We start from the raw sequence: 17,905 nt of genomic DNA, 5'->3' as shown, positions 1-17,905 counted from the left end.
ACCCATGACGGAGGCTACCGTCAGCGTCAGCGTGCCCGCAGGCCGCCTGACCGACGAAACGCAAAGTTACACCCCCGCGCAGCTGCTTGAGGTCGCCCTCGCGGCGTACGAGCACGGCCTACTGGTGGCACTGTCGCAGGCTGGACGCGACCAGTGGAACGACCCTGAGCTGCACGCCAGGTTGCGTGCTCAGCGGATCGCCGCCGACACCGCTCGAATGAAAGCGTGCGCGCGGCGGCAGTACCAGCAGCGCGGCCTGCCCGCCGGTTACGACTACCGCGGTGGGCCTGTCGACTGGGTGACCGGGATGCCCGCGGGGTCGGCCTGCGGGTGGCTGCGCCGCACCCAGCGCAGCGTCGACCGGGTGGCCGCATGACCACCCCACACCTCGGCGCCGGAGCCACCCCGTTCAAGGCCGGGCACGGCTACGCACGACGCCTGCCGTTCAACGCGCTCCCCCAGCGGATGCGGGAGTACGCCTGCGACCTCGCGGTCCGCAAGCAGGTCCCTGTGGACCTGCCCGCGCTCGTGATGCTCGGCATCATCAGCTCGGTCGCCGCACCGCGGGTACTCATCCGCCGCGACCGGGACTGGATTCAGCCCACCAACCTGTACATCGCCTGCGCCCTGGACTCGTCCGCCGGCAAGTCCCCTGTGTTCGAGGAGTTACGCCGGGGTGTGCAGGCCGCCGAGTACGACCTCATCGAAAAGCACCAGGACAAGGTCGCCGCCCAACTCGCCCGGATGCGGCAGGAAGTCGAGGACAAGCGCAAGCTGGCGAACCAGCCGGGCACTCACGTCGACGAGAAGGAGATCCTCCGCGAGCGGGCGAAACGCATTGAAGCCGAAGCGGAGGAGATGTCCAAGCATCCGCCGCCGAACCCGGAACTCGTCTATGACGGCGACCTCACCGTGGAAGCGCTCGGCTCGGCCATGGCAGACAACGGCGGCTCCGGGCCTGTCATCGACGACGAGGGCACCTTCCTGCGGAACCTGTCCGGGCAGTACTCGGGTCAGACCGGCAACCTCGGCTTGGTCCTGACCGCCTACGACTGCCGCTATTACAAGCCTCGCCGCATCAACCGAGCCACGAAGCCGATCAAGCGGGCGGCGCTGTCCCTGGTTCTGAGCCCGCAACCGTCGATCATTGCGGCGATGAAGAACAACCACACGATGAACGAGCTCGGCTTCATCAACCGGTTCATCGTGTGCGTGCCCGGCGACCTCATCGGCGAGCGGACCAATCGGCCGGCGACCTTCGTGGATGACGTGCCGGAGGTGGACCACGGGCGTGCCTACCGCCGCTGGTGGTCGGACCTGCTGAAGTCGATCGCCCAGTACGACATCATCGCCGACCTGGAAGACGAGGACGATGCGGCGACGATCGACCTGACCCGTGAGGCGTTCAAGCTGCACGTCGAGTACGCCGAGGAACTCGAACGGCGGGTGCGGCACGGCGGCGACCTGCGGGACGTGAAGTCGTGGGCGATGAAGGAAGCCGCCCGCACCCTGCGGATCGCCGCTGCCCTGCACCTCGGGGCCGGGTTCACCACCGACGAGCGGGCATCGGAGGAGACGATGGACAGCGCGATCTGCCTGTCCCGCTGGTACACCGAGCATTTCCTCCACGCCGGGAATGTCGTCGGCCTTTCGGAGGGGGCCGACCGGATCGCCGAGTACGTCGACAACAAGCCGCTGCGGTTCGCTGCCCGCTCGGAGCTGGTGGCGAACGTGTTCCACGGTCACGCCGGCCAGAGTCAGATCACCGCCTACCTGAAGGAGCTCGTCGGTACGGGCAAGTGGGAGCTGGCGAAGGGTGAGTCGGAGAAGGGCCGGCCGCCGGTCATCGTGCGGCGCCGGGCCGCCTGAGGACTTCTCTCGCAGTTCTCTCGCAGTTCTCTCGCACGGAGATCCACATACCAATAGTCGCCCTGGCCTGCGGAAACGTTCGGCCGGGGCGACTTCTTTCGCTTCTTTCGCTTCTTTCGCGCAGGTCAGCCCGTGGATCAGGGGTTCTCTCCACGAATAGCCCTATTTAGTAAATATCTATCTACTTATATATGCGCAGGCCAGGACCACTCCAGGGCCAACCGGGGTCGCACCGTCGCGGCTCACCATGCGAGGGAAGCGAAAGAAGCGAAAGAAGTCCCTCGCCGCAAGGGAACCCGCAGGCCAGGACCACGGACCCAGCTCCTCGTCGCTGCGAAAGAACTTGCGAGAGAACTGCGAGAGAAGTCCGTGCCACGTCTGGGTGCACCTGCTCGCCTGCACTGGATTTGATCTCTTGCTGTAGCTACAGTGATAGCTACAGCAGGCGGCTCTAGGAGGACATGATGCGTACCAAGACCCGCACCACCACCCAGCTCAAGCCCGGCATGGTCGTCCGCGGCCCCGGCTCCCTCGCCGGCACCCCGCTCCACGCCTTCCGCGAGGTCGCCACGGTCACCAAGCCCACCCCGTGGGCCGAGCGGCTGATCACCTTCACCGACGGCACTCGCGTGCTGCGGGGCGACGGTGGAGAGTTCGAGGTCGCCCGCAGCAAGACCATCCGCAATGCCGCCAAGAACCGCGCTGCGTTCATCTCCAGCCACGCCCTCGCGGACATGCTGGCCCTGTTCGGCACGTACGCCCGGACGGCGGTGGCCTGATGGACGACAGCCTTGAGCCGAGTCCGGCACAGCTCGGCGACACGATGACCCTCACTGCCGGTGAGTGGACGCCCCTCGACGACATCGGCACCGAGATCTACGTCTACGGCGACCAGCCCGTCGACGTTGCCGTCCAGTACGCCGAGGTCGAGTCCGAGATTCGTCAGTTGCGCGCCGACGTCGCCGCGCTGGCCAAGGGCCTGCTGGAGATTGCCGAGCAGGCGATGCCCGACACCTACTTCGCCGCCGACTCCCGAGTGCAGCATGCGCGTCGGATCTTGGGAGACACGGCCTGATGGCAACCCTCAAGGCCTACACCCTCGGCATCAACGGGATGCCCCGCCGAGAGGTCATCGCCGCCCTCGGCCTGTCCTCCTGGATTCGCCAGGTCGACATCATCGCCGCCGATCGGAACAAGGCATCCGCGCACGCCCTCCTGGAATCCCGCCGCCTGTTCGTGCGCTCAGCGACCCCGAGTTCCGGGTGACGACCAGCAGCACCGCAGAAGCGCTGCGCGGTGCTGGCCTCCTCGACACTCCCGGCGTGTACGCGACTTCCATGGACCGCCGCGACGCGGCGTCTGTCGTTCGGATCCTGGCCGGCGGTTCTCCCGAGTTCGTCGGAGTCCTGCGCCGCATCCACGGCTCGGTCGTGTTCTCCCGCGAGCAGCAGCCGGGGGTGGCCTGATGGCCGACTTCACCCAACCCCGCTCCGATCTCCTGTCGGACGATGTCGTCTACCACCGCACCCGCCGTGAGTACGGCCGCTACCGAGGCGCCGACCAGGAGGACCCGTCAGGGTTGTCCGCGTGGGTTGCGTTCGAGTCCGACCCGGAGTCCGCCGTCGTGGTTTCCGCCGGCCTCCTGTCGCCGTGCTGCCCGCACCTGATCTCCATGTCCGACGGCTGTCTCAAGTGCGAACGCATCGGCTACCGCAGCCGACTGCGCTGACCAGCCCGTCTGTTCTCCGGTCAGGTCCGCTCCTCCGCTGACCGGGTCGTTGAGGATGCTCAACCCCTCTACGAGAAGTACCGCCGACAGGAGTTGGCCGGCAAGCATGTCCCGTTCCGCAACCCGCCCGACATCAGCGCCTACCCCGGCGACCTGTGACTGAAGGAGATCCACCATGACCATCGATCACCACATCCTCACCGTGACCCGCGACGCTGACGACGAGTACGGCCCCGCAGCTGACATCACCTGCCCCGGCGTTACTGAGACCTGCGCCGAGTGGGTCGAATGCAAGCGCACCGTCTGCTCGGCCCGCGCTACCGACGACGACTCGACTGATGCGACGGCCCACGGCGAGCAGCACCGCTACTTCGACGAGGACACACCCACCGGCTACTGGGCGGTCCGGTCCGGTGACTGCTACGCGCAGAACCACGGGGAGGCGGCAGCGGAGGAGTTCGCCGAGGAGCGACACCTCGGCTCCGGGACGTATCCCGTCACCGTTGAGGCAGACGGCAGCACCGTCATCCTCGTGATGGCCGACAGCCCGGCTGAGGCGGTGGCCTCATGACCGCCTGGACCCCGCCCGCCGACACCAGTCTGTCCTCCGCCGGGATCAACCACGTTGTTGCAGGTCTCCGCGACCCGGCCAGCCGCGACACCACGTCGGCGTTCCTCGACGACATCACCGACCCGGGCCTGCTCCACGTAATCGCCTGCGAGATCAGCACCCGGCACGACCAGCCCAATCTGGGCGCGACCGCCGATGGACTCCGCGCGTTCATTCGCAACCGCGTCTGACCTTCTCGGCCCTTCGACCTTCACGACAGGAGACCCACATGACCGGCTTCGAAACGTTCCGCCGCCCCGCACCGGAATCCGACCGCCCCGAAATCACCGTCGGGGACGGCGACACCCTGCGCCTGAACGAAGCCAGCATCAGAGCCCTGCGCACACCCCACGCGGTGGAACTCCAGTTTGACCCGGAAGTACCCGCCATCGCCCTGCGCTCAGTTCACCCCGACCAGAGCCCTGACGCTTTCGATGTCGACTTCCTCCCCGAGGGCGGGGCACGTGTCAACGCCGAAGAGTTCCTCCGGCATTACGGGCTGGCCTTCAGTGAACCCCGCCGCTTGCCTGCCTACATGGACAAGGGCGTGTTGCGTGTTGACGTCGGCGAGGTGGCCCGATGACCGCGTTCGAGAACGTCACCGTGATCCGCTGCGACGGGCCCCTCCAAGGTGTCCCCTGCCTCGTCGGCGCCGTCGAGTTCAGCACCTACCCGGACGTCGGTGGGCTGCGCAGCCATCTGGCCGTACAGGGCTGGTCTTGGACCAATGAACCTGGCGAGCCGATGACTGATCACTGCCCGCAATGTCGCAACGACACCGCCTGACTCCTCCCCTCCGCCAACAGCTCGAAGGAAAAGCACCTTGAACACCGAGATCGCGGAGAAATGCCCACGCTGCGGCGGCACCGTGTACGTGGCCCCCATGCAGGCGGGCGGTATCCGTAAGGACCCGAAGTCGCCGGAGATGATCCTCGCCCATGACCTTGCGCTCGGGTACCAGTGCATCCCCTGCGACTGGTTCGTGATCCAGCCGGCGTCCAACAAACTGCCGGTTGCAGACTTTCTCGCTGCGGCGGTCGGTGCAGGAGGTCAGACAATGACCAACACCTACCGCCCTGACACCCAGGAGACCGTCATGGACATGGTCACGATCACCGTCGTTACCACCGAGTCCGAAAACCCTGTCATTTTCGATGCTCAGCCGTACGCCGTCGAGTCGTACGTCAACGCCTTGAACGACCCGAACAAGGTCATCACGTTCACGCCCCGCAACGGCGGCGTCGCGTACATCCCGGTCCGTCAGATCACCTACCTGCACGTCGGCTCTGCTACAACCGACTGACCCGCTTCCCGAGGAGACCCGCATGCCCGCACCCAAGACCGGCCTACCCGTCTGCCAGCACATCCTGCTGGGGCTGCAACTCCTCCAAGCCCGCGAACTACTCATGGAAGCCGCCCAGACGGTCCGCAGTGGCTACGCGAAATCGTCGAAGGCCGGGACCCTCGCCGGGCGGCTCACCGACAGCCTGGACTCGCTACGGTCCGAGCTCGACGACCGGTCTGCCGGCGAGCACCCGGCCAACGAGGACTGGGCGCCGAACATCTACTACGGCGCGAACGCCGAGACGTGGGCGCAGACTGTCCTGCCGATCTGGCACCGCCACCAGGCCGGTAACCCGGATTGCTGCGCCGGGATGCCGGAGCCGACCCGGTGACTGACCGACACGCCGGCTACCTGGTCGTCCTGGCTGAGGATCTCCGCGACGATGACGCTGAGGAGATCCTGACCGCGCTGCGGATGGTCCGCGGTGTCCAGTCCGTCGCGCCCGTCGTCGCCAACATTGATCAGCGGATCGCCCAGTCTCGGGCCGACACCGCCTGGCGGGAACGGATCTACACGATGCTGGAGAAATCCCGATGAACGACCTGCCTGACCCGTGGCAGCTGTACCCGATGCCACCCGAGCAGCAGGACAAGATCCGCCGGCACATCGACGCCCGAGTCGCGCACGAGTCCACCGGTCGTGCCGCTGACGTGGCCGGCGCGATCGCGAACCTGGTGAGGGCTACCCCGCACACCGACCCGGGCTACGAGAAGCTCAGAGAGGCGTACGGGGTGGCGCTGGAAGCGGCAGGGCTCGTACCGGAAGAGATCCCCCGGTCGAGGCCGGGGTGGCATGTGGAGGGCTGCGGGTGCCTGGAGACGGACGGCGCGGTCCTCAACGTCGATCTGAGGTGCGACATCCCGTGACCGACTACGTGGTGGCCGGCACAGGATCCCGCAGCCTGCGCATGGCCGACCGAGCCGCGCAGATCGACGCGATGGAACGCTGCACCGCCATCCTCGAGCAGCGCCAGGCCGAGAAGGGTCCGTTCCTGGTCGTGATGAGTGGCGGCACTGAAGGGTTCGACGAGCTCATCGCCCGCTGCGCCCTCAAGCTGGGAATCTTCCTGTGGCTGGCTCTGCCGAACCGGACGTACGTCGGCCACTACTGGGGCCGGGCGAGCGTCACCGGACGGGACCGCCGTGGCGACTTCGCCGAGATCATGAACGGCGCCGGACGGGTCACGCACGTGATGGAGGAGGTCCACGGCACCACCGAGCTGAAGCTGAACGGGAAACACGCGAACTTCTGGCGGAACGACTGGATGGTCCAGCAAGCCCAGGAGTTCCTCGTCTGGGATCCCACCAGCAAGGGCACCGCCCACTGCCTGACGCAGATCAAGAAGGCTGGGCTGCCGTACAAGGTGTTGTCGCCCGAGCCGGCGACTCTGCCACTGTGATCCCATGAAGTCCGACAACGAACTCCGCCGCATCGAACGCAACCGTGTCGCCACATTCGAGCAGGGCCTCGAAGCGTTCGGAACCCTCCACAACCTCGTCGAACGCGAAAAGGGACGCCGATGGTGCGGCCATCACCTCCTCGGGAAACGCCCCAACCACGGCAGCGACTGCCACCAGTCGGCCGGCACCCGCTGGTGGGACCACACGCACGGCTTCGGACGCGGCCGTCAGCCCAGCGTCATCCTCGGCTGGCCCTACGCCAGCCACGAAACCCTCGTCCCACTCGTGCAGGCCTACGCCGAGCACCTCGACCTGCAATGGCAAGTGGGGACAGCCGACGGACCGCTCAGTTTCTACTTCCACGGGGCCACCACCCCCTGGCTCATCGCCCGACGCGACGTCGACGTCTCCACGGCGTTTACCGCCACGAACGAACGCTGACCGAAGCGATGGACGCAGCACGCACGTACGCGGCCGGCCGCGCAGACCTGCAGGCGAGAGCGGCAACGCGTCAAGCGAGCGGGCGGAACTGATGCTGACCCGATCGGGTTAGCCCGATCCCTCGGCCGCTCGGCCTGGACCGCCGATGCCTCAGGGCCGTTCCGCTGCCACGATCGGTAGATGGCCCGACGTTGCCCCACCTGCCGCCACGAACCGTTCACCGTGACCGGCCGCTGCGTCGTCCCCACCGACACCAACACCGTCTGCGGATGCACCTGCACCGCCCGACCGGTACGCGGCAGAACACCCACCTTGCAAACCGGGCCCGTCCTTGAGGCTGTCCGCGCAGGTCACGGATGGGGCTACCGCATCGTCGAGGTGACCGGCCTGTCCGAGACCACCGTCTACTCGGCGTTGCGGCAACTCGCCGACGACCATCTGATCGAGGCTGTTCCGGGCGGCGCTCCGGCACCGCCGCACCGGGTCGAGTACCGCCTTGTGCGTCACGCCGCGTACAGCTGACAGCTCACTCGCATTCGAGGTCCTCGACCAGGGCGGCTTTCGCGTCGAGGAACTCCCGCAGCCCGCCCGGCCAGTGCGCGGGCGCTGCGGTAGGTCCTAACCCGGTACCGAACATGAGCAGCCCAGCCTTGACCAGCAGCGCGGTCACCTCAGCCGTGGGGTGGTCGGTGTCGCGGTTGGTGAGCAGCAGGCAGCGCTGGTCGTCGTCGAGCGCATCCCACGCGTCCTCGAACCGGGCATCCATAGATCGACTGTAGGGCCCCAAGTAGTGCCTTAGGGCTGCTTCGGTGGTTCGTAGTCCGACCGTCGTGGGATTCTCGCCCCGGGCCGCTTGAGGAACGCGGCCCACAGTCGCCGGGTCACCTCGGAGCGCTCCTTGTCCCCGACCACCCGACCCAACTCCTCCCACAGACCGTTCTCGTTGACGATCGAGACGCGGGGGTTGTGACGGTCCTTGGAGCGGTCCTGTGGCATGTGCTGATTCTGGCACGGTGGCTGGCCACATCGGGCTATCGAACAGCGCATACGGATGACAGCGCGCACCGATCATGACGGTGTTTCGGTAGACTGGTGGCTGGCCACCATCCCGTCAATGTCACAGCTAGGAGCACACATGAGCATCACCGTCTACGGCGCCAGTGACGACCTGATCGAGGTCGACGGCGACATCCGCGAAGAGTTCCCCTACCGAAGCGACGAGGAGTCCGGCATCCTCGCGTTCTCCGACGGCACCGTCCTCCGGATCGCGTTCGACCCGGACGGCTCCGGCAACTGGCGCATCACCCCGCTCGCGCAGGGCTCCGCGAAACTCGCCATCGCGCAGACGGCCGAGGAGGACGACACCGACCGGGCCAACCTCGACGGCGAGATCGCCTGGGTCGTTCACGGCATCGGCTGGGCGAAGCGATGAACGACATCGAGAAGTACGCCGTCAACCTCGTCGGTGAGGGCGCCGAGAGCGTCGCCGAGGACGACATGGACGAGGACGGCGTGTTCGCTGACGAGAACGACTGGCGTACCGCCTCGGACCTCGGCGTGAAGATGGCCCGCGCGATCAAGGACAACCCGGACGGGTTTCTCGCGTGGTACCGCTCAACCACTACCGAGGTGACCGCCTGATGCACCGCGAGGGAAGCCGCTACGCAAACCACCCGCGCATCACCTGGTTCGGCGTCGACGGAACCGTTGCCTACGTTGACTACGTTTCCGCGACCGAGTCGTTCTTCATCGGCGTCGACGGCCAAGGCGGATTCAAGGTCATCCCGGCGAACTCGACCTCTGAGAGCGATGAACGCACGGGGTTCGACACCATCGACGCTGGCATCGAGTACGCGCTGACCGCCGCCGGCGAGGTGACCGCATGAGCCGCAACCTGGCGTTCGTGTGCGCCATGGAAGACGAGCAAGGCCCCGAACGCACCCACCAGACCTCGACCGTCATGAAGCGCTGCACCCACTGCGGAGAGCACGCGATCGCCGGCTACTGGTGCGAGGAAGAGGGCTGCGAGCACCAGGACACCGACCCCGAAGACCAGCTCACCGGGCACGGGCCTGGCAAATGCGAACCCAGCAAGGAGAACGCCTGATGGGCATGAACGTGGAAGCGACTCTCGCCTACGGCTACGACCTGGGCTCGATGGAGGACTTCAGGGCTGTCCAGCGCGGCGAGTACGACAGCCCCGACCTTCCCTGGTTCGACCCGGACGACGAAGACGCCAGCTTCCCCGACGAGGCCGAGAAGGTCCTGTTCGCATCCGTCGGCTTCACCGAGGAGTGGACACCGGCCAGCAAGGACAACGGCTACTACGACCGTAAGAAGGCCGCCGAGCAGCAGATCGGCGTCGACTTCGACTACGCCGGCAGCCACGACTACCCCGCCTTCGTCCTGTACGCCACCGGTTCGAAGCAGTCGGTGGACTGGGCCCAGACGATGACCCTCGACCCGAACGAGCTCATGGCGCCCCGGCCCGGTTGGGACGCCAAGCTCACGGCCGCCCTGGCGTCGCTGGGCATCACCCCCACCCAGGCTGGGCCGCGTTGGCTCGTCTTCCCCTTCTACGGCTGAGGAGGTCGACCATGACCACCGACCTGGACCTGATCGACCAGGCCATCGCCAAGCTGGTCCGGCTCGTCGACACCTGTTCCCCCGGCCCGTGGGTCCGCGGCGGCTACGGAGACTTCGGCTGGACCGTCCACACCGAGACCACCAACTTCCGCGACGGCCTGTTGTCGATCGAGACCGCCGACAGCGACGCCGGCCGGGCTGACGCCGAGTTCATCGCCACCCTCAACCCGATCACCGCCAACGCTCTGATCGGGCTGCTGACCGTCGTCCGCGACCGCGGCGTGCACGTTGACGCCGCGGTGGTGCTGGCGCAGGCGATCCTTCACCACGGAGGTGAACAACGATGAATCCCACCGTTGCAGACGCTGACGCCCTCGCCGAGCGTGCCCACGAAGGCCAGGTCGACAAGGCCGGCAAGCCGTACATCGACCATCCGCGGACCGTCGCCCGCATCCTCACCGAACAGGGCCACGACCAGCGCACCATCATGGCCGGGCTTCTCCATGACGTCGTTGAGGACACCGATGTCACCCTCGGCCAGCTGCGGCGCCTCGGCTACCCCGAGGAAGTCGTCCGGGCCGTTGACTCGGTGACGAAGCGCCCCGGCGAGACGTACATGGACATGGTCCGCCGGGCCGCTGCGGACCCGATCGGCAAGTGGGTGAAGCTCGCGGACAACGCCACGAACAGTGACCCGGAGCGGCTCGCCCTGCTGTCCGAGGAAGAGCAGGCGTGGTTCACCCGCAAGTACGCCAAGGCTCGGGCCGTCCTGACCGGAGAGGCGCCTTGATCGACACTGGCATCATGGGCGAGCCGTGCGGGCCCCGCGAGGAAACCAACACCGACTGGGCGATCGTCGTCGACTGCCTCGCCAACGGCGCGCCCGGACCCCACCTGATCCCCTGCGAACAAGGCGAGACACACGCCCGCCGGCGGTTGTCATGGTGGCTGGACCGGCACCCCGAGGCGAACCCGCAGCTGGTGAAGCAGGAAGTGACCACCCGCTACGACGTGTGGATGGTCGCGTCCGACCAGCGGCCCGAGCCGACCGGAGACAGGACATGACAGACCCTCAGCGCCTCGTCGACGAACTCGTCAAAGGCCGGCTGGACCGTGGCCGGGCAACGCATCGGGCAGTACGTGCGGCTGCTGTGGCCCGGCCACGCCGAACTCGCCGGCCGCACCCTGTTCGTCCCCCTCGACCCGGACGCGCCGGACTTTGACGAGCTGTGGCAGGCCGCCCTGGGTGAGCTTGAGGACGCCGTCGCGACCGGCGCCCAGGCCGCACGCGTACTCGCAGGTCTGCACACACCAGTCGCCGACGACAGCCCCACGGCGCCAATCGAGGGCTTGGCCCGCGCGCAGATGTCGTAATTGTCAGACCGTCAACTAGCCCTCGTGAGCAGGGATAACACGCCCACAGGGGTGACCGAACAGCCCCCCACCGAGGACCGAAGAATGCATTCCAACGACCCAAGGGATGGTCGGAAGCGGACACCCGGTCGCAGCACCGGACAAATCAGCCCCCAGTGTGAAACCCGGCCGTAACCTTCAACCAACACCCCAGGTTGCCCATGCCGAAGAGCAACTGACAGGCCACCTGGGGAGGACAACCTGTGAAAGACACCCTCGGCGCGAACACCCGAGATATCCTCGCCCTCGGCCACCAACACCCCGCCGAACACCAACTCACCGACGACGAACGCGAAACCCGCACCCGCAAATTCGGACACCGCTGCTTCTTCGCCGGCGCCGGCATCGACATCGCCGCGGTCGTCGGCTCCCTCTTCCTCACCCTCAGCACCGAAGGCCCCACCGTCGTCAACCCCACCGCGCAAATGTTCGGCGTGTTCACCCTCATCGCCCTGATCGTCTCCGGCGCCAGCCTTGTCGTCGTCTCCGGCGTTGAGCGCCTTCAACGCCCGCAGCGGACCATGGCCCGCCTCGTTCTCGCCGAAACACGCCGCGCCCACCAACGCCTCGACACACTCATCGCCACACTCGGAGCCATCCCCGACCGCATGGACACCCTCGAGAAAGCCATCGAGAAAGTGCCCGGCTACACCGAAGGCGTCATCCACGGTGTGCAGCTCCGCACCGACGCCCTTGGCTCCGACCACGACTGACCGACCCGGCGCATGCCCAAAGTGGGCTAGACAACCACCCCGCCGGACAAGGACACCGCCACCCATAAGGTTCGGCGGTGATCACCCCGCAGCCCGGCGGCGCCGTCTACCGGCAACTGGCTGAGCTGCTGCGGCAGGAGATCTTGTCCGGCCGGCTACAACCCGGCCAGAAACTCCCCTCCGAAACGACCCTCGTCCAGCGGTACGGCATCGCCAGGGAAACCGCCCGGCGCGCGGTGGCTGTCCTGCGGGCCGAAGGCATCGTCGGTGTTGTCAGAGGCCATGGTGTGGTAGTGAGAGAACAACCGACCATCCAAGACCTGACCCCCACCTCCGGGTCCACCATCACGGCCCGCATGCCGACCGCTGACGAACGGGCCGAGCTCGAGGTCCCGGAGGGTGTTCCGGTGATCGCTGTTGTTGCTCCGGATGGCGGGGTTGAGGTGTACCCGGCGCACCGGTGGCGGCTGCGCTGGCCAAGTTCGTGACGCAGCGTATATCCGCGTTCGTGGTGTTGGCGGCCCCGGATCGGCGCGTGTGCCGCCACCGATGGGCTGACCGCGGGGCGGTTCCGTGGGTCCCCACTGGGTCTTGGACTCGCCGATATCGCCGGCCTGTTTTCCCCAAGGCTGCCCCAAGGTTCCGATCGTCGAGTCTCGGACCGAGGCTATAAACCCCCGTTTGGCTGGGGGAACGTACCTGGCGCGCACATTACAACAACTCCTTGACCCACCAGTCCTCGTCGTACTCCCGGCCGTGGTCGCTGAGCGGCTTGCCGGCGCCCGGGAGGTTGTCGAACTGGCCCTGCTCCTGGGCCTCGCGGATCTTGCGGTCGATGTGCGACTCGTACCAGCTCGCCATGATTCTCAGTCTAGGTCGGCGGCGCCGAGACCGGCGAGCAGGCGGCGCAGGCCCCACACGTACTGCCCGGTGCCGACGTAGCCGGCCATGACGTCGGCGGCGGCCGCGGTGCGGGGGAACGCCTCGGCCGGGACCGCGGCGAAGGCGGCCCGGCGACCGGCGATCCGGTCCTGCTCCGGGGCCAGCGGGCCGGGCTGCGGCACGTCGGCCACCTCCAGGGCGATCGCGCCCAGGACGTAGGTGATGATCGCGTACGAGCCGCGGGCGGCGGCGGCCGGGCCGAGGCCACCGTCGGCGAGGGCGTCGAGCAGCCGTTCGCCCAGCGTCAGCGCGTGCGGGCCGTCCATCGGACCGCTGAGCAGCAGCGGCACGGCGCCGGGGTGGGCCAGCAGCCGGGACCGCAGGTCGAGAGCCAGCGCCTCGATCCGGTCGGGCCAGGGCCGGCGCTGATCGGTGAGCACACTGTGGTCGACCTCCCCGAGCAGCCGTTCCACCAGCGCGGCGACGACCGCGCTCTTGTCCGGGAAGTACGTGTAGACGGCGTTCGGGGCCACGCCGACGGCTGCCGCGATGCGCCGGATCGATGCCGCGCCGGTGCCACCGATGTCGAGCAGGGCCAGGCCCGCCTCGAGGATCGTGTCCTCGGTGAGCGCCCGTCGCGGGCCCGGTCTGCGCCGGCCGGTATCCGTCACCAGACCCCCTCGACCTTGTCTCTGCACACCGTAAAGCATTAGCCTGCGGCCCGGGCGTGACACTTCGGTTCGTGCCGAAGCGCGAGCGCCGCACAATGGCGGCATGACCGCTCCCGCGCTGGCCCGCTTCGCCGCCCTGCTGGCCGACGACACCCGCGCCGCGTTCTGCCTGGCCCTGCTCGACGGCCGGGCCTGGACCGCCGGCGAGCTCGCCGCGCACGCCGGGGTGGCCCCGGCCACCGCGACCGGGCATCTGCACAAGCTGGTCGCGGCGGGCCTGCTGAGCGAGCAACGACAGGGCCGCCACCGGTACGTGCGCCTGGCCGACCCGCAGGTGGCCCACCTCATCGAGGACCTCGCCGCCCACCTGCCACCGGCACCCGTACCGGCCCGGACCCTGCGCGCGGCCACCGCCTCGGCTGCCCTGTCCCGGGGCCGCACCTGCTACGACCACCTGGCCGGCGCCCTCGGTGTGGCGGTCACCGACGCTCTGGAACGGACGGGATGGCTCACGCGCGCCGCCGGGTTCGCCCTCACTCCCGCCGGGCTGCGGTGGCTGGAGGGGCTGCCGACGGTCCGGGCCTCGCGGCGCCCGCTGGTCCGGGGGTGCCTGGACTGGACCGAGCGGCGCGAGCACGTCGCCGGGGCCGCCGGAGCGACGGTCTGCGCGTACCTGCTGGGACAGGGCTGGGTCGCGCGGGTCGGTAGCGGCCGCGCCGTACGCGTGACTCCGTCCGGCGGGCCCGCGCTCACGGAGCTGTTCGGCACCGACGCCGCGTGGAGTGCGTGATCCCGGCGTAGCGTGAGGGGTCGTGCCCGTGACTCGCTCGGAGGAAGCCATGCCGTACTCCCCCACCCGTTCCCTCGCCGACACGGTCGTTGCCGTCACCGGCGCGAGCGCCGGCATCGGTGCCGCCACCGCCCACGCGCTGGTCGGCGCGGGTGCCCGGGTCGCGGTGAGTGCCCGCCGGGAGGAACGGCTGGAGCAGCTCGTCGAGGAGCTGGGCAAGGACAACGTGGTGCCGGTGGTCGGCGACGTGCGCGACCCGGCGCACAACGACGCGCTGGTGGCGGCCGCGGTCGAGCGCTGGGGCCGGCTGGACACGATGGTGGCCAACGCCGGGATCGGCGCGTACGGCGGCATCCTCGACCTGGGCGACGACCAGCTCACCGAGATGGTGGAGACCAACTACCTGGGCACGGTGTGGAGCGTACGGTCGGCGGTGCGCCGCTTCCGGGAGCAGGGCGACGGCGGTGACGTGGTGATCGTCAGCTCGGTGGCGGGCTTCCGCGGCGGCGCCGACGAGGCCGTCTACGCGGGCACCAAGCACGCCCAGGTGGGCCTGGCCGGTTCGCTGGACCGGGAGCTGCGCGCGGAGGGCACCCGGGTGACGCTGATCTGCCCGGCCGGCACCGCCACGGAGTTCGCCATCGGCGCGGGCCGCACGGAGGGCTCGCCGGAGCTGGACGACTACCTGCGCCCGGAGGACGTGGCCCACGCCATCCGGGTCGTGCTGGAGCAGCCCCGCTCGGTGCGCACGACGGTCTGGCAGATGTGGTCCATGCAGCAGCAGAGCTGACCGCGGTCCGCTACGGCGCCGAGCTCAGGCCGGCCAGCAGCTCGACCAGGTCGAGGGCGATGTCCCGCATGCGATCTTCGACGTCGTAGCCGGGATCCCACGCCGCCAGCGTCGCCGAGCCGACCGGGATCCGCCCGGCGAGGTGCAACAGGATGCTGTGGACATCGCCGGGCAGCAGGCCGTCCGGCGCCGCGTAGCTGTTGGCCGGCGCGGTCGACGGGTCGTGCACGTCGAGGTCGATGTGGACGTGCACCCGCTGCACCCGGCCGGCCAGTGCCGTCACGGCCGCTGTCACGGCGCTGCCCTCTCTGGCCCGGGCCGGCGGCAGCCATGCGATCCCGCTGTCGCGCAGCGCGCCGGCCTCCCGGTCGTCCAGGCTGCGGGCGCCGACCAGCAGCACCCGGTCGTCGGCCAGGGGGCGGAAGCCAGGCACCCTCGCGGTCGCCGCCGTCCAGCAATGCCCGGTGATCATGGCGAGGCCCTGCCCGTCGAGGAACCCGCCCGGGTCCGTCTCGGGGGTGTTGAAGTCGCCGTGCGCGTCGAACCACACCAGCCCGGTCTCCGGCGCCGACCCGGCCAGGACGCCCAGGGTCGCGTTGCAGTTGCCGGACATCAGCAGGGGCACCTGGCCGGCCGAGCGGGCCGCAGCCGTCTCGGCGGCGATCATCCGGTGCAGTTCGAACGCGGTGGTCAGCTCGGCCTGCCACGACGAGGACACCGTCAGGCGCTGGTGCTGCACCGGGTGGCCGCGATCGCGAAGCCGTTGCGCGGCACCGGCTTCCACCAGGGCCGACGGTCCCGCGCCCATCCGCTGCCCATGGTGGCCCGAGTCGTAGGGGACCTCGAGCAACCTGATCGCCGACGGTTCCAAGATCATGGCCCATGGTAGCTTCCGGCGTCTTCACACGGTCAGGACGACCTTCGCGCGGGCGTGCTCCTCCTCGACGTACCGGATGGCCTCGGCCGTCTCGCTCAGCGGGTGGGAGCGGTCGATGACCGGGGTGAGCGTGCCGGCCTCGGCGACTTCCCGCAGGGTCGCGAGATTCGCCCCGCTGGGCACCGCCTCCAGTGTGGTCACCCGGTGGCGGACGAAGCGGGCCAGCAGCCGGCCCCTGACCACGAGGCCGATCGGCCCGACCAGGCTGCCGCCCTCGGACACGCCGCCGCCGGACAGCACGAGCGTGCCGGTGGGCGTGAGGGCGCGGCGCAGGTCGGCCAGGGAACGGTTGCCCACCAGGTCGAACACGACGTCGTAGCGCTGTCCGGCCCGGGTGAAGTCCTCCCGGGTGTAGTCGACAACGTGGTCCGCCCCTAGCGACCGGACCAGTTCGGCGTTGCGGGTGCTGCAGACGGCGGTCACCTGCGCGCCGAAGGACTTGGCGAGCTGCACGGCGAACGTACCGACGCCGCCGGAGGCGCCGTTGATGAGGACCCGCTGCCCCGGCTGAACGCGGGCCACGTCACGCAGACCCATCAGGGCGGTGTTGCCGGCCAGCGGGATGGCCGCGGCCTGCTCGTAGCTCAGGTTGGCCGGTTTCCGCTCCACCAGGTCGTCCGGGACGCTCACGTACTCGGCGAACGCCGCCTCCGCCTCGCCGTACACCTCGTCGCCGGCGCGGAACCGGGTCACGTCGCCGCCCACCGCCTCCACCACTCCCGCGAAGTCCGTGCCGCGAATCCGCACCTTGGGAGCGCGCAGGCCGAACGCGGCCCGGGCGAGGTACGGATCGCCGCGCATGAAGTGCCAGTCACGGGCGTTGACGGCGGCGGCACGGACCCGGACCAGCACCTCGTTCCCGGCCGGAACCGGCTTGTCGACCTCCTGGAACCGCAGCACGTCGGGTGGGCCGTACCGGTCGTGGACGATCGCCTTCATGAGGCCTCCTCAGTTCAGGTGTACGGCGTACACCACAGGCCGGACGGTAGGGTGTACGCCGTACACCTGTCAAGCCCCGGAGGTAGCCGATGACCCCGCCCGCGGAGAGACGCACCCCGCTGAGCAGGGAGCGCGTGCTGCGGGCAGCCGTCGCACTCGCCGACGACGCCGGCCTCGAATCGCTCAGCATGCGCAAACTCGCTTTGGAACTGGGTGTCGTGCCGATGGCGCTCTACAAGCACGTGGCCAACAAGGACGAGCTGCTCGACGGCATGGTCGACGTCGTCGTCGGCGAGATCGATCCGCCCGTCGCCGGCACCGACTGGAAGGCCGCCGTCCGGCAGCGGATCCTCTCGGCCCGCAGCGCCCTGCAGCGACACTCCTGGGCGGCGCAGGTGATCGAGTCCCGCACCACGCCGACCCCGGCCGTGCTGGCCTACCTGAACTCGATGATCGGCCTGTTCCGCGAGGGCGGCCTCTCCCTGGACCTCACCCATCACGTCATGCACGCGATGGGCAGCCGGATCATCGGCTTCAGCCAGGAGCTGTTCACCGCCGCGCCCGCCGCCGAGCCACCCCCGGCGGCCATGGCGGCGCAGCTGGCGAGCGCATTCCCGTACGTCGCCGAGCTCGCCACGGCAGCCGCCCACACGGCGGACTCGGTCGTCGGCGGGGGCTGCGACGACCAGTTCGAGTTCGAGTTCGCGCTGGACCTGCTGCTGGAGGGCATCGAGCGACTGCATAGACGCGGCTGGATCCCGGCACAGTAAAGTCACCTTGTAATAAAAGC

Annotated in this window: 38 protein-coding genes; 32 read left to right on the top strand and 6 right to left on the bottom strand. The window is 68.8% G+C overall.

What is annotated here, in order from left to right; all coding sequences use genetic code 11:
* Positions 1 to 4 precede the first annotated feature (4 nt).
* From ACQP2Y_RS21090 to ACQP2Y_RS21005, 18 genes are all read left to right on the top strand, one after another.
* Complete coding sequence (locus ACQP2Y_RS21090; protein ID WP_433730817.1) at positions 5 to 376, top strand: hypothetical protein; 372 nt, start codon at positions 5 to 7, stop codon at positions 374 to 376.
* Complete coding sequence (locus ACQP2Y_RS21085) at positions 373 to 1,869, top strand: YfjI family protein (protein WP_433730815.1); 1,497 nt, start codon at positions 373 to 375, stop codon at positions 1,867 to 1,869. Before ACQP2Y_RS21090 ends, ACQP2Y_RS21085 begins: the two co-directional genes overlap by 4 nt.
* A gap of 464 nt (positions 1,870 to 2,333) precedes the next feature.
* On the top strand, positions 2,334 to 2,648 hold the full coding sequence (locus ACQP2Y_RS21080) for a hypothetical protein (protein WP_433730813.1): 315 nt from the start codon (positions 2,334 to 2,336) through the stop codon (positions 2,646 to 2,648).
* On the top strand, positions 2,648 to 2,944 hold the full coding sequence (locus tag ACQP2Y_RS21075; RefSeq protein ID WP_433730811.1) for a hypothetical protein: 297 nt from the start codon (positions 2,648 to 2,650) through the stop codon (positions 2,942 to 2,944). The genes ACQP2Y_RS21080 and ACQP2Y_RS21075 overlap by 1 nt, the downstream gene beginning before the upstream one ends.
* On the top strand, positions 2,944 to 3,135 hold the full coding sequence (locus tag ACQP2Y_RS21070; protein ID WP_433730809.1) for a hypothetical protein: 192 nt from the start codon (positions 2,944 to 2,946) through the stop codon (positions 3,133 to 3,135). The genes ACQP2Y_RS21075 and ACQP2Y_RS21070 overlap by 1 nt, the downstream gene beginning before the upstream one ends.
* Positions 3,136 to 3,191: 56 nt before the next feature.
* Positions 3,192 to 3,335 carry a hypothetical protein gene (locus tag ACQP2Y_RS21065; RefSeq protein WP_433730807.1) on the top strand — a complete coding sequence of 48 codons (144 nt, stop codon included), beginning with the start codon at positions 3,192 to 3,194 and terminating at the stop codon, positions 3,333 to 3,335.
* A complete protein-coding gene (locus ACQP2Y_RS21060) occupies positions 3,335 to 3,598 on the top strand; it encodes a hypothetical protein (RefSeq protein WP_433730805.1) in 264 nt (87 codons plus the stop codon). Before ACQP2Y_RS21065 ends, ACQP2Y_RS21060 begins: the two co-directional genes overlap by 1 nt.
* A 175-nt stretch (positions 3,599 to 3,773) precedes the next feature.
* Positions 3,774 to 4,169, top strand: coding sequence for a hypothetical protein (locus ACQP2Y_RS21055; protein ID WP_433730803.1), 396 nt, complete (start codon positions 3,774 to 3,776; stop codon positions 4,167 to 4,169).
* Positions 4,166 to 4,399, top strand: coding sequence for a hypothetical protein (locus ACQP2Y_RS21050; protein WP_433730801.1), 234 nt, complete (start codon positions 4,166 to 4,168; stop codon positions 4,397 to 4,399). Before ACQP2Y_RS21055 ends, ACQP2Y_RS21050 begins: the two co-directional genes overlap by 4 nt.
* Positions 4,400 to 4,437: 38 nt before the next feature.
* A complete protein-coding gene (locus tag ACQP2Y_RS21045) occupies positions 4,438 to 4,791 on the top strand; it encodes a hypothetical protein (RefSeq protein WP_433730799.1) in 354 nt (117 codons plus the stop codon).
* Positions 4,788 to 4,994: a hypothetical protein gene (locus ACQP2Y_RS21040; RefSeq protein WP_433730797.1), complete on the top strand. Its 207-nt coding sequence runs from the start codon at positions 4,788 to 4,790 to the stop codon at positions 4,992 to 4,994. The genes ACQP2Y_RS21045 and ACQP2Y_RS21040 overlap by 4 nt, the downstream gene beginning before the upstream one ends.
* A 37-nt stretch (positions 4,995 to 5,031) precedes the next feature.
* On the top strand, positions 5,032 to 5,511 hold the full coding sequence (locus ACQP2Y_RS21035; RefSeq protein ID WP_433730795.1) for a hypothetical protein: 480 nt from the start codon (positions 5,032 to 5,034) through the stop codon (positions 5,509 to 5,511).
* 22 nt (positions 5,512 to 5,533) lie between these two features.
* The gene (locus ACQP2Y_RS21030) at positions 5,534 to 5,884 is read left to right on the top strand and encodes a hypothetical protein (RefSeq protein ID WP_433730793.1); all 351 of its coding nucleotides are present in this window, start codon (positions 5,534 to 5,536) and stop codon (positions 5,882 to 5,884) included.
* Positions 5,881 to 6,090: a hypothetical protein gene (locus ACQP2Y_RS21025; RefSeq protein WP_433730791.1), complete on the top strand. Its 210-nt coding sequence runs from the start codon at positions 5,881 to 5,883 to the stop codon at positions 6,088 to 6,090. Before ACQP2Y_RS21030 ends, ACQP2Y_RS21025 begins: the two co-directional genes overlap by 4 nt.
* A complete protein-coding gene (locus tag ACQP2Y_RS21020; RefSeq protein ID WP_433730789.1) occupies positions 6,087 to 6,419 on the top strand; it encodes a hypothetical protein in 333 nt (110 codons plus the stop codon). Before ACQP2Y_RS21025 ends, ACQP2Y_RS21020 begins: the two co-directional genes overlap by 4 nt.
* Positions 6,416 to 6,952 carry a hypothetical protein gene (locus ACQP2Y_RS21015; RefSeq protein ID WP_433730787.1) on the top strand — a complete coding sequence of 179 codons (537 nt, stop codon included), beginning with the start codon at positions 6,416 to 6,418 and terminating at the stop codon, positions 6,950 to 6,952. Before ACQP2Y_RS21020 ends, ACQP2Y_RS21015 begins: the two co-directional genes overlap by 4 nt.
* Before the next feature lie 4 nt (positions 6,953 to 6,956).
* Positions 6,957 to 7,394 (top strand): hypothetical protein, encoded by a 438-nt coding sequence (locus tag ACQP2Y_RS21010; RefSeq protein WP_433730786.1) that lies wholly within the window; start codon positions 6,957 to 6,959, stop codon positions 7,392 to 7,394.
* 378 nt (positions 7,395 to 7,772) lie between these two features.
* Positions 7,773 to 7,916, top strand: a complete 144-nt coding sequence (locus tag ACQP2Y_RS21005) for a hypothetical protein (protein ID WP_433730784.1) — start codon at positions 7,773 to 7,775, stop codon at positions 7,914 to 7,916.
* Positions 7,917 to 7,920: 4 nt separating this feature from the next.
* Here ACQP2Y_RS21005 and ACQP2Y_RS21000 read toward each other — a convergent pair whose 3' ends face one another.
* Both ACQP2Y_RS21000 and ACQP2Y_RS20995 read right to left on the bottom strand, forming a co-directional pair.
* The gene (locus ACQP2Y_RS21000) at positions 7,921 to 8,160 is read right to left on the bottom strand and encodes a hypothetical protein (protein WP_433730782.1); all 240 of its coding nucleotides are present in this window, start codon (positions 8,158 to 8,160) and stop codon (positions 7,921 to 7,923) included.
* Between the two features lie 29 nt (positions 8,161 to 8,189).
* Entirely contained in the window at positions 8,190 to 8,390 is a 201-nt protein-coding gene (locus tag ACQP2Y_RS20995; RefSeq protein ID WP_433730780.1) for a hypothetical protein, read from the bottom strand.
* Between the two features lie 139 nt (positions 8,391 to 8,529).
* Between ACQP2Y_RS20995 and ACQP2Y_RS20990 the strand changes: the two genes are divergently transcribed.
* From ACQP2Y_RS20990 to ACQP2Y_RS20940, 11 genes are all read left to right on the top strand, one after another.
* Complete coding sequence (locus ACQP2Y_RS20990) at positions 8,530 to 8,826, top strand: hypothetical protein (RefSeq protein ID WP_433730778.1); 297 nt, start codon at positions 8,530 to 8,532, stop codon at positions 8,824 to 8,826.
* Complete coding sequence (locus ACQP2Y_RS20985) at positions 8,823 to 9,035, top strand: hypothetical protein (protein ID WP_433730776.1); 213 nt, start codon at positions 8,823 to 8,825, stop codon at positions 9,033 to 9,035. Before ACQP2Y_RS20990 ends, ACQP2Y_RS20985 begins: the two co-directional genes overlap by 4 nt.
* Positions 9,035 to 9,280: a hypothetical protein gene (locus ACQP2Y_RS20980; RefSeq protein WP_433730774.1), complete on the top strand. Its 246-nt coding sequence runs from the start codon at positions 9,035 to 9,037 to the stop codon at positions 9,278 to 9,280. The genes ACQP2Y_RS20985 and ACQP2Y_RS20980 overlap by 1 nt, the downstream gene beginning before the upstream one ends.
* Positions 9,277 to 9,501: a hypothetical protein gene (locus tag ACQP2Y_RS20975; RefSeq protein WP_433730772.1), complete on the top strand. Its 225-nt coding sequence runs from the start codon at positions 9,277 to 9,279 to the stop codon at positions 9,499 to 9,501. The genes ACQP2Y_RS20980 and ACQP2Y_RS20975 overlap by 4 nt, the downstream gene beginning before the upstream one ends.
* Positions 9,501 to 9,980 carry a hypothetical protein gene (locus ACQP2Y_RS20970; RefSeq protein WP_433730770.1) on the top strand — a complete coding sequence of 160 codons (480 nt, stop codon included), beginning with the start codon at positions 9,501 to 9,503 and terminating at the stop codon, positions 9,978 to 9,980. The genes ACQP2Y_RS20975 and ACQP2Y_RS20970 overlap by 1 nt, the downstream gene beginning before the upstream one ends.
* Before the next feature lie 11 nt (positions 9,981 to 9,991).
* Positions 9,992 to 10,327 (top strand): hypothetical protein, encoded by a 336-nt coding sequence (locus ACQP2Y_RS20965; protein WP_433730768.1) that lies wholly within the window; start codon positions 9,992 to 9,994, stop codon positions 10,325 to 10,327.
* Entirely contained in the window at positions 10,324 to 10,770 is a 447-nt protein-coding gene (locus tag ACQP2Y_RS20960; RefSeq protein WP_433730766.1) for an HD domain-containing protein, read from the top strand. Before ACQP2Y_RS20965 ends, ACQP2Y_RS20960 begins: the two co-directional genes overlap by 4 nt.
* A 14-nt stretch (positions 10,771 to 10,784) precedes the next feature.
* Positions 10,785 to 11,045: a hypothetical protein gene (locus tag ACQP2Y_RS20955; protein WP_433730764.1), complete on the top strand. Its 261-nt coding sequence runs from the start codon at positions 10,785 to 10,787 to the stop codon at positions 11,043 to 11,045.
* Between the two features lie 48 nt (positions 11,046 to 11,093).
* Positions 11,094 to 11,354 carry a hypothetical protein gene (locus ACQP2Y_RS20950; RefSeq protein ID WP_433730762.1) on the top strand — a complete coding sequence of 87 codons (261 nt, stop codon included), beginning with the start codon at positions 11,094 to 11,096 and terminating at the stop codon, positions 11,352 to 11,354.
* Positions 11,355 to 11,596: 242 nt separating this feature from the next.
* Positions 11,597 to 12,106, top strand: coding sequence for a hypothetical protein (locus ACQP2Y_RS20945; protein ID WP_433730760.1), 510 nt, complete (start codon positions 11,597 to 11,599; stop codon positions 12,104 to 12,106).
* Between the two features lie 77 nt (positions 12,107 to 12,183).
* Positions 12,184 to 12,594: a winged helix-turn-helix domain-containing protein gene (locus ACQP2Y_RS20940; RefSeq protein WP_433730758.1), complete on the top strand. Its 411-nt coding sequence runs from the start codon at positions 12,184 to 12,186 to the stop codon at positions 12,592 to 12,594.
* A 223-nt stretch (positions 12,595 to 12,817) separates the two neighbouring features.
* Here the strand turns inward: ACQP2Y_RS20940 and ACQP2Y_RS20935 are convergent, their stop codons facing one another.
* Positions 12,818 to 12,967, bottom strand: coding sequence for a DUF1992 domain-containing protein (locus tag ACQP2Y_RS20935; RefSeq protein WP_433730756.1), 150 nt, complete (start codon positions 12,965 to 12,967; stop codon positions 12,818 to 12,820).
* A 5-nt stretch (positions 12,968 to 12,972) separates the two neighbouring features.
* Positions 12,973 to 13,659 (bottom strand): TetR/AcrR family transcriptional regulator, encoded by a 687-nt coding sequence (locus ACQP2Y_RS20930; RefSeq protein ID WP_433730754.1) that lies wholly within the window; start codon positions 13,657 to 13,659, stop codon positions 12,973 to 12,975.
* 103 nt (positions 13,660 to 13,762) lie between these two features.
* Between ACQP2Y_RS20930 and ACQP2Y_RS20925 the strand changes: the two genes are divergently transcribed.
* Entirely contained in the window at positions 13,763 to 14,449 is a 687-nt protein-coding gene (locus ACQP2Y_RS20925; RefSeq protein WP_433730752.1) for an ArsR/SmtB family transcription factor, read from the top strand.
* Positions 14,450 to 14,471: 22 nt separating this feature from the next.
* Entirely contained in the window at positions 14,472 to 15,239 is a 768-nt protein-coding gene (locus ACQP2Y_RS20920; RefSeq protein WP_433730750.1) for an SDR family oxidoreductase, read from the top strand.
* 10 nt (positions 15,240 to 15,249) lie between these two features.
* Here ACQP2Y_RS20920 and ACQP2Y_RS20915 read toward each other — a convergent pair whose 3' ends face one another.
* Together ACQP2Y_RS20915 and ACQP2Y_RS20910 are read right to left on the bottom strand one after the other, a co-directional pair.
* Positions 15,250 to 16,116 (bottom strand): arginase family protein, encoded by an 867-nt coding sequence (locus ACQP2Y_RS20915; RefSeq protein WP_433730748.1) that lies wholly within the window; start codon positions 16,114 to 16,116, stop codon positions 15,250 to 15,252.
* Between the two features lie 24 nt (positions 16,117 to 16,140).
* On the bottom strand, positions 16,141 to 17,115 hold the full coding sequence (locus tag ACQP2Y_RS20910) for an NAD(P)-dependent alcohol dehydrogenase (RefSeq protein ID WP_433730746.1): 975 nt from the start codon (positions 17,113 to 17,115) through the stop codon (positions 16,141 to 16,143).
* Positions 17,116 to 17,204: 89 nt separating this feature from the next.
* On the opposite strand from ACQP2Y_RS20910, the gene ACQP2Y_RS20905 reads away from it, so the two are divergent.
* Entirely contained in the window at positions 17,205 to 17,885 is a 681-nt protein-coding gene (locus ACQP2Y_RS20905) for a TetR/AcrR family transcriptional regulator (protein WP_433730744.1), read from the top strand.
* Positions 17,886 to 17,905 lie beyond the last annotated feature (20 nt).

Origin of the sequence: Actinoplanes sp. CA-051413 (assembly GCF_050955795.1) — a bacterium.
GTDB lineage: Bacteria > Actinomycetota > Actinomycetes > Mycobacteriales > Micromonosporaceae > Actinoplanes.
Note: the sequence above shows the minus strand (reverse complement) of the source record. Positions and strands in the feature narration are given on the sequence as shown.

What these genes read in the sequence shown, in the direction of transcription:
- ACQP2Y_RS21090 (WP_433730817.1), top strand. Translation starts at nt 5, where the DNA reads ATGACGGAGGCTACCGTCAGCGTCAGCGTGCCCGCAGGCCGCCTGACC.
- ACQP2Y_RS21085 (WP_433730815.1), top strand. Translation starts at nt 373, where the DNA reads ATGACCACCCCACACCTCGGCGCCGGAGCCACCCCGTTCAAGGCCGGG.
- ACQP2Y_RS21080 (WP_433730813.1), top strand. Translation starts at nt 2,334, where the DNA reads ATGCGTACCAAGACCCGCACCACCACCCAGCTCAAGCCCGGCATGGTC.
- ACQP2Y_RS21075 (WP_433730811.1), top strand. Translation starts at nt 2,648, where the DNA reads ATGGACGACAGCCTTGAGCCGAGTCCGGCACAGCTCGGCGACACGATG.
- ACQP2Y_RS21070 (WP_433730809.1), top strand. Translation starts at nt 2,944, where the DNA reads ATGGCAACCCTCAAGGCCTACACCCTCGGCATCAACGGGATGCCCCGC.
- ACQP2Y_RS21060 (WP_433730805.1), top strand. Translation starts at nt 3,335, where the DNA reads ATGGCCGACTTCACCCAACCCCGCTCCGATCTCCTGTCGGACGATGTC.
- ACQP2Y_RS21055 (WP_433730803.1), top strand. Translation starts at nt 3,774, where the DNA reads ATGACCATCGATCACCACATCCTCACCGTGACCCGCGACGCTGACGAC.
- ACQP2Y_RS21050 (WP_433730801.1), top strand. Translation starts at nt 4,166, where the DNA reads ATGACCGCCTGGACCCCGCCCGCCGACACCAGTCTGTCCTCCGCCGGG.
- ACQP2Y_RS21045 (WP_433730799.1), top strand. Translation starts at nt 4,438, where the DNA reads ATGACCGGCTTCGAAACGTTCCGCCGCCCCGCACCGGAATCCGACCGC.
- ACQP2Y_RS21040 (WP_433730797.1), top strand. Translation starts at nt 4,788, where the DNA reads ATGACCGCGTTCGAGAACGTCACCGTGATCCGCTGCGACGGGCCCCTC.
- ACQP2Y_RS21030 (WP_433730793.1), top strand. Translation starts at nt 5,534, where the DNA reads ATGCCCGCACCCAAGACCGGCCTACCCGTCTGCCAGCACATCCTGCTG.
- ACQP2Y_RS21020 (WP_433730789.1), top strand. Translation starts at nt 6,087, where the DNA reads ATGAACGACCTGCCTGACCCGTGGCAGCTGTACCCGATGCCACCCGAG.
- ACQP2Y_RS21010 (WP_433730786.1), top strand. Translation starts at nt 6,957, where the DNA reads ATGAAGTCCGACAACGAACTCCGCCGCATCGAACGCAACCGTGTCGCC.
- ACQP2Y_RS21000 (WP_433730782.1), bottom strand. Translation starts at nt 8,160, where the DNA reads ATGGATGCCCGGTTCGAGGACGCGTGGGATGCGCTCGACGACGACCAG.
- ACQP2Y_RS20995 (WP_433730780.1), bottom strand. Translation starts at nt 8,390, where the DNA reads ATGCCACAGGACCGCTCCAAGGACCGTCACAACCCCCGCGTCTCGATC.
- ACQP2Y_RS20990 (WP_433730778.1), top strand. Translation starts at nt 8,530, where the DNA reads ATGAGCATCACCGTCTACGGCGCCAGTGACGACCTGATCGAGGTCGAC.
- ACQP2Y_RS20985 (WP_433730776.1), top strand. Translation starts at nt 8,823, where the DNA reads ATGAACGACATCGAGAAGTACGCCGTCAACCTCGTCGGTGAGGGCGCC.
- ACQP2Y_RS20980 (WP_433730774.1), top strand. Translation starts at nt 9,035, where the DNA reads ATGCACCGCGAGGGAAGCCGCTACGCAAACCACCCGCGCATCACCTGG.
- ACQP2Y_RS20975 (WP_433730772.1), top strand. Translation starts at nt 9,277, where the DNA reads ATGAGCCGCAACCTGGCGTTCGTGTGCGCCATGGAAGACGAGCAAGGC.
- ACQP2Y_RS20970 (WP_433730770.1), top strand. Translation starts at nt 9,501, where the DNA reads ATGGGCATGAACGTGGAAGCGACTCTCGCCTACGGCTACGACCTGGGC.
- ACQP2Y_RS20965 (WP_433730768.1), top strand. Translation starts at nt 9,992, where the DNA reads ATGACCACCGACCTGGACCTGATCGACCAGGCCATCGCCAAGCTGGTC.
- ACQP2Y_RS20960 (WP_433730766.1), top strand. Translation starts at nt 10,324, where the DNA reads ATGAATCCCACCGTTGCAGACGCTGACGCCCTCGCCGAGCGTGCCCAC.
- ACQP2Y_RS20955 (WP_433730764.1), top strand. Translation starts at nt 10,785, where the DNA reads ATGGGCGAGCCGTGCGGGCCCCGCGAGGAAACCAACACCGACTGGGCG.
- ACQP2Y_RS20935 (WP_433730756.1), bottom strand. Translation starts at nt 12,967, where the DNA reads ATGGCGAGCTGGTACGAGTCGCACATCGACCGCAAGATCCGCGAGGCC.
- ACQP2Y_RS20925 (WP_433730752.1), top strand. Translation starts at nt 13,763, where the DNA reads ATGACCGCTCCCGCGCTGGCCCGCTTCGCCGCCCTGCTGGCCGACGAC.
- ACQP2Y_RS20915 (WP_433730748.1), bottom strand. Translation starts at nt 16,116, where the DNA reads ATGATCTTGGAACCGTCGGCGATCAGGTTGCTCGAGGTCCCCTACGAC.
- ACQP2Y_RS20910 (WP_433730746.1), bottom strand. Translation starts at nt 17,115, where the DNA reads ATGAAGGCGATCGTCCACGACCGGTACGGCCCACCCGACGTGCTGCGG.
- ACQP2Y_RS20905 (WP_433730744.1), top strand. Translation starts at nt 17,205, where the DNA reads ATGACCCCGCCCGCGGAGAGACGCACCCCGCTGAGCAGGGAGCGCGTG.